Origin of the sequence: Microcystis sp. LE19-195.1E (genome assembly GCF_027532095.1) — a bacterium.
GTDB lineage: Bacteria > Cyanobacteriota > Cyanobacteriia > Cyanobacteriales > Microcystaceae > Microcystis > Microcystis aeruginosa.
The window spans coordinates 26,853-36,648 of the sequence record NZ_JAPZSZ010000161.1; the positions used below are offsets into that span (position 1 = coordinate 26,853).

The window sequence follows — 9,796 nt, forward strand, 5'->3', positions numbered from 1 at the left end:
ACCTACGTTCATCTTATATTTAATTCCACCCACCCACTTACCATGTTAGACCTAAAGCAAATTAGAGAAAATCCAGAGGAAGTACAGAAACGCTTAGATAGTCGGGGAGGGAGTTATGATATTGCCCCTATTCTCCAGTTAAATCAACAACAGAAGGCTTTAGAGTTAGAACGCAGCAGTTTACAGGCCCGGGGTAACGAAATCGGTAAACTGGTGGGACAAAAAGTGAAAAGTGGCAGCGATGTCAACAGTCCCGAAATTTTGGAACTGAAAACAGAAGGAAACGAGATTAAAAGTAAACTAGCTCAATTAGAACCGCAGGAAAAAGCCATTAAAGCGGCCATTGACCAAAAAATCTTAGATTTACCCAATTTACCCAGTGAAACCACTCCCATCGGTAAGGATGAACGGGAAAATGTCGAAGTCAGACGCTGGGGAGAGGAATATAAACCCACCAACCCGAATATTTTGCCTCACTGGGAAATTGGGGAAAAATTGGGCATTTTAGACTTTGAACGGGCAGTAAAGATCGCCCAGAGTCGTTTTGTTAATCTTATCGCTGTCGGGGCTGCCCTAGAAAGAGCTTTAATTAATTTTATGCTCGATCGCCATATTGTCGCCGGTTATACAGAAGTTTTACCGCCAATTTTAATTAATAGTGACTCCCTGCGCGGGACGGGACAACTGCCGAAATTCGCCGAAGAAAGCTTTAAATGTCGAGATGATGAGCTTTGGTTAGCACCAACGGCAGAAGTACCCGTAACTAACCTCTATCGCGATGAAATCCTCTCATCGGAGCAATTACCGATAAAACACTGTGCCTATACTCCCTGTTTTCGTCGAGAAGCGGGCAGCTATGGCAAAGATACGAGGGGCTTGATCCGTTTGCATCAATTTAATAAGGTGGAAATGGTCAAAATCGTCCATCCTGACGCTTCTGCTCAGGAACACGAAAGTTTAGTCGCTAATGCGGAGGCAATCCTGCAAGCTTTACAGTTGCCCTATCGCGTGATTGAATTGTGTAGCGGTGACTTGGGTTTTGCGGCGGCCAAATGTTATGACTTAGAAGTGTGGCTACCTTCGGCTAATACCTATCGGGAAATTTCCAGTTGTTCTAATTTTAGAGACTTTCAGGCACGACGGGCAAATATTCGCTTTAAAGAAAAAGGGCAAAAAGGCACTAATTTTGTCCACACCCTCAACGGTTCGGGATTAGCGATCGGTCGTACTATGGCTGCTATCCTAGAAAATTATCAACAGGCGGACGGGACGGTAAAAGTGCCAGAAGTGCTGCAACCCTATCTAAAACGGGAAGTTATTTGTTAATTTTTGATAAAAATGCTTGACAAAATGTCTATATAGGGTTTGCTGAATAAATCTAAAAACCTTGTTGGGTAAGACTTTTAGACCTTTTGTCAATCAAAAAGTACCGGATATGGGAGTGATCAGGGGGAAAATTCAGGTACTTTTTCCCTGAAAATTGGGTAGTTGACCACCTGAAAATCGGTAAAACCCTACACCCCACACCCCACACCCCACACCCTGCCCCCAAGAAAAACTTTTTGCCGCAAACCCTATATAGTGCATTGAAAGAATTGAGCTTAACCCCACTCTAGAATTGCCTGTTTTAAGGCTCCTTCGGGCAAATTGGCGGGATCAAAAGAATCACCCGCTTCTATTCTGGCTAAAGCTTCAAAAAAAGCCCTCACACCACTGGCCGGTCCCGATGGGTGGTCCATAATTCCGGTTCCCGCATTGAGGATAACATTACGTCCGTAATCCCCAAGGACCTGGGGAACAATACCGGGACGAATGCCGGCCGAGGGAACTGGAAAAACGTTTCTATCGCGCAAAATATCGCGAATTTTGCCCTCCTCCTGGGGATCGAAGGGTAAACTACCGTAAGCCGCGGGATATAGCACCGCATCGGCTCCTGCGTGGGCCATCATCGTCCCCAAAACCACAGAATAGGCTAATCCCGTATCGCTACCGGCACACATCGCTCCGGCAAAGGCAGGATGGGCGAAAATAGGCACATCGATCGCCGGATCACTGGCTAAAGCTTCTAAAACGGAAAAACCGTAGGTAAGAACGTTTAATAACAGGGCATTAGCCCCATGTTTCACCAATAAACGGGCTTTTCTCTGCAATTCGTCCGCTTTTCCAGTGACATTGACCGCATAGAGAACATTTCTGCCGGTTTGCTGCCGCACTTCCTCCAAAACCCGGCGACAACAATCTAGGCGCTCGTGGGTGGGAGCCACGGGAAGATCCGCCATGATTTCATCATCTTTAATCACGTCTAAGCCAGCAAAAGCCACTTCTCGCAGGATATCGGCGTGATCTTGGGCCGATAGTCCTAAAGCGGGTTTAAAAATTGCCATGACTAGAGGTCGATCATAAACCCCCAAACGTTGCCTAATTCCTGTGATTCCCAGCTTGGCTTTCGTGCCGTAGCTTTCGGGGAGATACACCCCCACCACTTTTCCGGCTCCAGCCATGGAATATTTGCCGAAAATCATGGTTAAAAGACTGGCGATGTCATTTTCAACGTTTATCTGGGGAAAACGCACCCTAGCCACCTTATAACCGTCGGCTTCCTCCCTGATCCCCACCACTTCCGCTAGGTGTTGTTGCAGCTGCTCTTGACGATGACTGTGGCGATCGCTCCAAGTGCCGGCGGTTTGACCGATAGCGATCGTTTTTGCCTGTTTTTCGGCATTAATAGCGGGAGGAAAGCGATAATCGACAATAATAGTCATAAAAGGTAAAAAAAGGGAGTGGGAATTATAAATTATAAATTATGAATTGGGGAATTGGGGAATTGGGGAAGTGGGGAGCCTTTTTTCAGTAAACAGTAATGGGTGAAGTGAAAACTCACATCTGATAACTGATAACTGATAACTGATAACTGATAATGGCTTCGATCGGTTTTCTCACCTATTGACAAGGGTTCCGCTAAAAGCCTACAAGTATTTTGGATAGGTATGGCCATTGAGGAACCGACCAAAATATGAAAATAACGACAAGATTACGGGAATCAGGCAAATTTTTCTTAAAAAGCGGTGCTAGTATTGCCCTAGCACTATTTTTAATCTTAAGTCTGTTCACGGTTAAGGGGACTGCCCCTGCTTTAGCCGTGCTTGCTCAGGGTGATGCGGTAACGGATCCCACCGCTATTTTACGCAATGCCTTACCCATAGATAATAAACCAATTCGTCAAGTGCAACAATCGATCGAAGATATTGCCAAACATCTGCGGGCCAAACGTTGGAGTCCGATTAAAAAAGATGTCAAGGATGCCAATTATGCCCTTTCTACCAAAAGCAAGGCTATCTTAGATAGTGTTCCCGAAGCAAGTAAAAGCCAAGGGGAGGAATTAATCGAAAAAATAAAAACGGGAGTGGTAGCCCTCGATACAGCCGTAGAAGCGAAGGATAAAGAGGCAGTTTGGTCAACCAGACGGGAATTGCTCAATAATATCACCGCTTTAGAAGAATTAATGGTGGTGGGTTTTCCCTTTAACGTTCCCCCAGAATACGCTAACTTGCCGCAATTGCGAGGACGCGCCACCGTAGAGATGCAGACCACCAAAGGAGATTTAACTATCGTTGTGGATGGTTACAGCGCTCCGGTTAATGGGGGTAACTTTGTGGATTTAGTCCAACGGGGTTTTTATGACGGTTTACCCTTCATTCGCAGCGAAGATAATTTCGTTGTGCAAACCGGGGATCCCGTCGGTGCAGAAGAGGGATTTATTGACCCGAAAACTAAGCAATATCGCTCTATTCCCTTAGAAATTTTGATTAAAGGGGAAGAAGAACCAGTTTATGGCAATACTCTCGAAGAATTAGGGATTTACTTACCCAGTCTCGCCTTACCTTTTAACGCTTTCGGTGCCTTGGCCCTGGCGCGTCCGGATACTAATCCTAACGGAGGTTCCTCGCAATTCTTTTTCTTTAAATTCGATAATGAATTAACTCCTCCGGGGTTTAATCTCATGGATGGTCGTTATTCGGTTTTTGGCTATTTAGTCCAGGGAAAAGAGGTGTTAGAAGAACTTACCGATAAGGATAAGATTATCACCGCTAAAGTGGTTTATGGCTTAAATAATCTCGTCCAACCTAGCTAGGGTGGGGGTTTTTGACTGGCTCTTGTCAAGGCACAGAGATTAGTCAAGATAGGGGAAGCAGCTCAGATTCTGGGCGCTTCCCCCGATACCCCCAGAAAGTAGCAATTGTCGGGGTAAATATTCCCCGCTAGTGAAAGCGATGCAGCTAGTAGATGTTACTGTGTTAATGACCTTTTCAACTTAGAGGAGGGTAAATCGTCCACTATTCGCTTATGTCGGAGTCAGCAGTCACGATCAAAAATTGGTTAATAAAATCAAAGTTCTCGCCCCTGTTTTTGCCGATAATTTAGCCGAGCTTATTCGGGGATGCCTAGAGGATTTATTAATAAAAGTTTTCTATCAAAAGGGAGAATTTAAGTTACTGTGATCGATAGTACTTCTTCAGAAAAAGAGCAAGAAATTGTTCAAAAGTTTCAAGAAAAATATCTCTATATTATTGATCAAAGAACTGATAAATTAGAACAGCAAAAGAATAATCAATTGTGTAAAAACTATCAAGTACAGCGTGGGGATATTACTGATTTAGAAGTTAATCATGATCTAGGTGTACCCTTCATTGAAGATGAGCGAGAAAACTTACAATTAATTCAATCTATGTCCGAGCAGAGCAAACCTATTATTGTGATTGATGGCGTTATTTTTCAAATTAACCAAGGAGGAATAGCGAGAGTTTGGTATTCAATTCTACAAGAATGGAGTAACTCAGAATTTGGTCAACATATTATTATTTTAGATAGAAATCAAACCGCACCGAGACTAAAAAACTTAAAATATTGGTTATTAGAAGCCTACGATTATAATCATAGTGGAAAGGATACTAGAAAAATTCAAGCAATCTGCGATCGGCTTCAGGCAGCTCTCTTTATTTCTACTTACTATACGACTCCCCTAAGCACTCCTTCGGCTCTAATGGTTCATGATATGATACCTGAAGTCCTAGAGGCGGATTTAAATCAACCAGAATGGCAGGAAAAGCACTATGCAATTTTGTACGCTTCTAGGTATATTACTATATCAGCTAATACTGCTCGAGATTTAGTTGAGTTTTATCCCCACATTACCCAAGATAAAATTGATGTTGTTTATAATGGAGTCAGCCAAGAATTTTCTCGAAGTATAGATCAAGAAATTGATGGTTTTAAGCAAAAATACCAGATTTTAAACCCATATTTTCTCATCGTTGGTTCCCGCATTAGTCTTAAGGGTTATAAAAATGTCAAATTATTCTTTGAAGCTTGGAATAATTTACCTGAAAATAATAATTTAGCAGTGGTTTGTGTCGGTGGTGATTTAGAGTTAGAGCCAGAATTATCGAAATTAGCTAACAATATTAACACCTATGTCTTAAAATTAGATGATCAGGATTTAAAAACCGCTTATTCGGGTGCAATTGCCTTAGTTTATCCTTCTCTTTATGAAGGATTTGGACTGCCAATTATTGAAGCAATGGCCTGTGGGTGTCCGGTGATTACTTGCTTTAACTCGGCGATTCCAGAGGTAGGAGGTGATGCAGTTTTATACATTGACGGCACCAGTATTGATGAGATGATACAAGCTATCAAAAAAATACAAATTCCTGAAATTCGTCAGCAACTAATAGACAAAGGATTAGAGAGATATAAACAATTTTCTTGGCGGCAAAATTCCGAAAAAATTTCTCAAATTATCCTTAAAACTATTGACGAATTTAAAGAAAATTCTTCTGGTCAGGTTTGGGTAGAATTAAGAAAATTACAAGAGGAAAAACAAAATCAATCTCTCCAGTATTTAATTACATCTAGGAGTCTTAAAGAAGTGGAATATTCTCTAGAAACCTTAAAAATTCAGAATGTAGAATTATTAGAGAATATTGAAAGCCAACAAAAGGAAATTAACAATTTATCTACAGCTAAGTCAGCTATTAAAAAACTGCTTAAGACTTTCATTAAAAAAGCCAAGCCTAGTGGGACTTAGACACTTTTCGAGCCATAAAAGCACTGAAAAACCCTCTGAATAAGGGAAAGAGGTAAATAAGAAAAAAATGACTGAAACCCTCAAGAAGACTAGATTGAGTGTTGTTTGAACTTAAGTCATCTCTCTGTATGGGTTTGAAGCTATTTTTGTCTTAGGTTTTGTTTAAGTCCCATTAGGTACTTACTAGACTGACCTGATGGGTATGGTTTGAATTTTTCGAGGTACCCTATAAACATTGTGATGGAAACCGCTTGTGGGTTGCATAACTACAAATTCATTCATCGTCAGAAAGCTGCTGCTTAAATCGCAGATGAAGAAGGGAAACATTGGTTGTAAATGGTTATAAATCCAGTCCTTTTATTGCCGATAACGTTTACTGCTATAAATTAACCGACTGTGATGATTTCTGATACAGTTGAATCCTTGTAACGAAAAGACCAAGTAAACGGGGATCATCGCTTAATCCCAACTCTTGGGGAGATAGGGGATTCAAGATACGAAAAGTAATTTGCAAAAAGGGTGAATTGTCAATTAATTGCTTAGAAATGGGAACTTGATAATTATTAGAAACAATTTCTCCCTGTTTAAAAGTCCACTGGGATACCAAATGGTGATTAACCAAAAGGTCAATTTTTTGTTGAGTATGTTTTTCATTGACAAAAGGAGATGCCTCAATATTAAGAATCAGGTCATCTGTAATTGGTTCTGATAGTTTCAGCAACAGATGTGCCTCAGCGCCATTTGTCCAAGTCCCTGAAGGTTCTGAACTTGACCAATCTCCAAATTGATAATTTAAGGCATTATTTCCCTCTCTAGTAAAATAGATTGTCTCCTTAATTTTGTAAGTTGATATAGGTAATTTTAACGTTGGTTTTTCTAGCGTATCTTTGCGCAATCGACACAGAACATAGCCATCAAGATAGTTACAGTAGTGGCTACTATTATGATCGGCGTTAATTTTCGTATAGTAATTAAAAGTTTTCTTTAAATCTAAAGCGTAGGCGGCATCTTTCTCCATTTTCCCTGACTGAAGACTATTCAATAACTGCTGACAGTGTAATTTTATGTCACTGGAATTATATCGTGCCAAGCGAGCGCTATTCGTTTTTAAATTCTGTAAGGCGGCAATTTTTTCTAAGGCTGGATAAGATTCAATAGCATTGCATTGATAGCTTGGCAAGATAATTAACTTTTTATAATCCTTAGATAGGTGAAGCCATTCTGGAGATTTTAAAATATTTGATTGGGAATGCAAAGGTCCACTTTGAATTACATAATTGTGCAAGGGTACACTATCAAAAAATTGAATTAAAATGACTAGGGTTAATAAAACTTTAATTTGCCGGTGATTCCAGATTTTAAAGCTAATAACCAGAACGGCTAGAATGATCAAGTAGTGTACTACCCAAAAAAATCGTGCACTAGCTCGAAATCTACTGATCACGTCAATCAATATGTCAGGCAGCGGATAGTAAAGAATCAAGCTCTTATTCCAATAAACTTTATTGCTTAAAGCTAATAAAGTTAATAGAAGTGCCAGAGTGAAAAGTACCCAGTTGTGAAGAAAAGCTTGTTTAACTAATATCAAATCTAATTGATTTCTTTTGACAATCAAAACACCCATATTCGCAAATATTAACAAAATAATTCCGATGCCTAAATAGTTAAATCCTTCATATTGCCCATCATTTACTGGCATTGGTTTGACAAAACGGGAATATTCATCTATCGGATTAAAAAGAGCATTCAAATTCAGAGAATAAAGACCATAGGAGCCGCCTTCTGATCCGTCTGTCATAAAATAGCCAAAAAAATACCATCCAAAAATTAGTAATATTAAAAACGAAAAAACTAAAATTACTAATTTAGTCATGGTAATTCTCTGCAAACAAAATGTTTGTATATGGCTACTGATTACAATCAACAGAACCATAACTGATAAATAGGGATGAATTCCAGCACTAAACAATAAAAGTATAGCTTGAAATATTACTATTTTAATGATATTCTTGTTATTGCCAATATTGACAAGCTGAAAATAAGTCCATAGCGAAGCCAATATTAACCAATGACTGGTTAAAGCGAGATGACCGTGCAATCTCCACACCAGTGGAGGAGCAAGCATAAATAATAAACCTGCTCCCATGGCACAAAATAAACTGCCCCGGGAAAACAAAGCTCCTAGTTTAGCTCCCCAGAAAAATTGTAAGACAATATTTAATAGGATCACCAGCCCAAAATACTGGAAATTATCAGCAAAGAAAGGAGAAAAAATCTTAAAGAATACAGCAAATATAGGCAGAGAATCCGTATAAGCAATCGAGCTTCCCGTGGGATAAGCCAAGCTGTCAGTGAAGGTTATCGGCCAATGCCAATTATCATTTTTAAAATATAACCAACCGATAATTGATTGGGCTTTATCTTCCGACGACGAATTAAACAACCATTCCATTTGGGTTGGATTAATATCATTTTTCAGCAAATAAATTGCATATATACCTCCCCAAAATCCTGCCAATAATAGGATAATAATGTCAAAATATTTTTCTTTATTTAAGTTTAGTATGTTTTTTAACATCCTTATAGTTACCCAATAATTAAAGTTTTTAAAATAAGTGGAGATTAACTCCTGTGGAATCAATGTTTTCTCGACCTATCTGTAGTAAATGTTTACAGATTGGGTAAGTAGGTAAACCTCAATCAAGTTAATTGAGTGATTAGGAAAAAAAATCAGCAAATGCTGGAAGAAGATATTTGATAGCCAATTCAAAAATGAAACATATCAGCCTTAAGATTTGACAAAGGAAGGCTCATCAGGTAGGGTCTGATTATCACAATGACAAGTCAGAGCCAAAAAAGAACCACTGACATCCTACCAGAAAACATAGGGTAAACGCATTGAAAATTCTGATAGATGCTATAATGCCTGGTTATAATTGCGCCAATTGAAAAAAACCCATCAGTCGTGCAAGTAAACTGATTTCAGTTAAGCTAAACGGCGCTTAACCTGCATGATCCAATAGCTATAACCCTTTTGGAGTCTATATCGGTGATCCGAAGTAAAAGCCGTTTAGCTTAATTACATAATTAGGTTCTTTTCCCATCCCCGCTCCTGCTCCAGTAGTAAAACCGAGGGAGCATCTCATTTATGCAAGTGAGTAAGTATACTTATCCCTAAAGCTGGTTTCTAGCAAGGCTTTCAAAATAGCTTGACATAAAAACCTGATTTAGGGGTTACAAAGGTGAGATGCTCCCAATAGAGGATAGAGGTTCCTTCTAGGTTCAAAAATTTGTCAAGTATCATAAGTAAAATACTCTGGTTTTTGGCTATTATATCAAATTTTAACTCAATTGTCTATCTTTTGGTATTAACCAGTTTGTGCTTTAAGTCTTTCCCTGTATGAATTTCAGCTATTTTTGAGCGTAAGTACTCTCATCGAATTTTATTTTAAGTTAATTATTTGCATAACAATTACCGAAGAGCTATTTAGAAGCAAAGCACCAAAGCAGCAAAGCACTCATTAAAAACATGATTAACCTAGAATTCACGGAAGAAGAAAAGAACAAAGAACGGGAGCATCTCACCTTTGCAATGAGCATAAATACTTAGTGGAAAAATAGGCTTTTCGAGGGTAATTCTTGTTTTAATTCTCCATGTACGCAGTCTTTAAAAGCCTCTATTTCGTTCCAAGACACGATTAAGAGTGGCTT

General features: G+C 39.4%; 6 protein-coding genes. 3 read left to right on the forward strand and 3 right to left on the reverse strand.

All coding sequences use genetic code 11. The features are described from left to right. Positions 1–42: 42 nt before the first annotated feature. The gene (gene serS, locus O9300_RS09555) at positions 43–1,326 is read left to right on the forward strand and encodes a serine--tRNA ligase (protein WP_287971421.1); all 1,284 of its coding nucleotides are present in this window, start codon (positions 43–45) and stop codon (positions 1,324–1,326) included. Positions 1,327–1,601: 275 nt separating this feature from the next. Here the strand turns inward: serS and O9300_RS09560 are convergent, their stop codons facing one another. Together O9300_RS09560 and O9300_RS09565 are read right to left on the reverse strand one after the other, a co-directional pair. Then, positions 1,602–2,762, reverse strand: a complete 1,161-nt coding sequence (locus O9300_RS09560) for a 2,3-diketo-5-methylthiopentyl-1-phosphate enolase (RefSeq protein ID WP_287971422.1) — start codon at positions 2,760–2,762, stop codon at positions 1,602–1,604. Between the two features lie 32 nt (positions 2,763–2,794). Next, a complete protein-coding gene (locus O9300_RS09565) occupies positions 2,795–2,995 on the reverse strand; it encodes a hypothetical protein (protein WP_287971423.1) in 201 nt (66 codons plus the stop codon). 18 nt (positions 2,996–3,013) lie between these two features. Between O9300_RS09565 and O9300_RS09570 the strand changes: the two genes are divergently transcribed. Together O9300_RS09570 and O9300_RS09575 are read left to right on the forward strand one after the other, a co-directional pair. After that, positions 3,014–4,132, forward strand: a complete 1,119-nt coding sequence (locus O9300_RS09570) for a peptidylprolyl isomerase (RefSeq protein ID WP_287971424.1) — start codon at positions 3,014–3,016, stop codon at positions 4,130–4,132. 363 nt (positions 4,133–4,495) lie between these two features. Next, positions 4,496–6,085: a glycosyltransferase family 4 protein gene (locus O9300_RS09575; protein WP_287971425.1), complete on the forward strand. Its 1,590-nt coding sequence runs from the start codon at positions 4,496–4,498 to the stop codon at positions 6,083–6,085. Positions 6,086–6,464: 379 nt separating this feature from the next. On the opposite strand, the gene O9300_RS09580 is transcribed toward O9300_RS09575, so the two are convergent. Further along, positions 6,465–8,663: a DUF6311 domain-containing protein gene (locus O9300_RS09580; protein WP_287971426.1), complete on the reverse strand. Its 2,199-nt coding sequence runs from the start codon at positions 8,661–8,663 to the stop codon at positions 6,465–6,467. Positions 8,664–9,796 lie beyond the last annotated feature (1,133 nt).

Bases quoted from the DNA above. Each gene is read 5' to 3' on its own strand.
- serS (WP_287971421.1), top strand. From the start codon at position 43: ATGTTAGACCTAAAGCAAATTAGAGAAAATCCAGAGGAAGTACAGAAA.
- O9300_RS09560 (WP_287971422.1), bottom strand. From the start codon at position 2,762: ATGACTATTATTGTCGATTATCGCTTTCCTCCCGCTATTAATGCCGAA.
- O9300_RS09565 (WP_287971423.1), bottom strand. From the start codon at position 2,995: ATGGCCATACCTATCCAAAATACTTGTAGGCTTTTAGCGGAACCCTTG.
- O9300_RS09570 (WP_287971424.1), top strand. From the start codon at position 3,014: ATGAAAATAACGACAAGATTACGGGAATCAGGCAAATTTTTCTTAAAA.
- O9300_RS09580 (WP_287971426.1), bottom strand. From the start codon at position 8,663: ATGTTAAAAAACATACTAAACTTAAATAAAGAAAAATATTTTGACATT.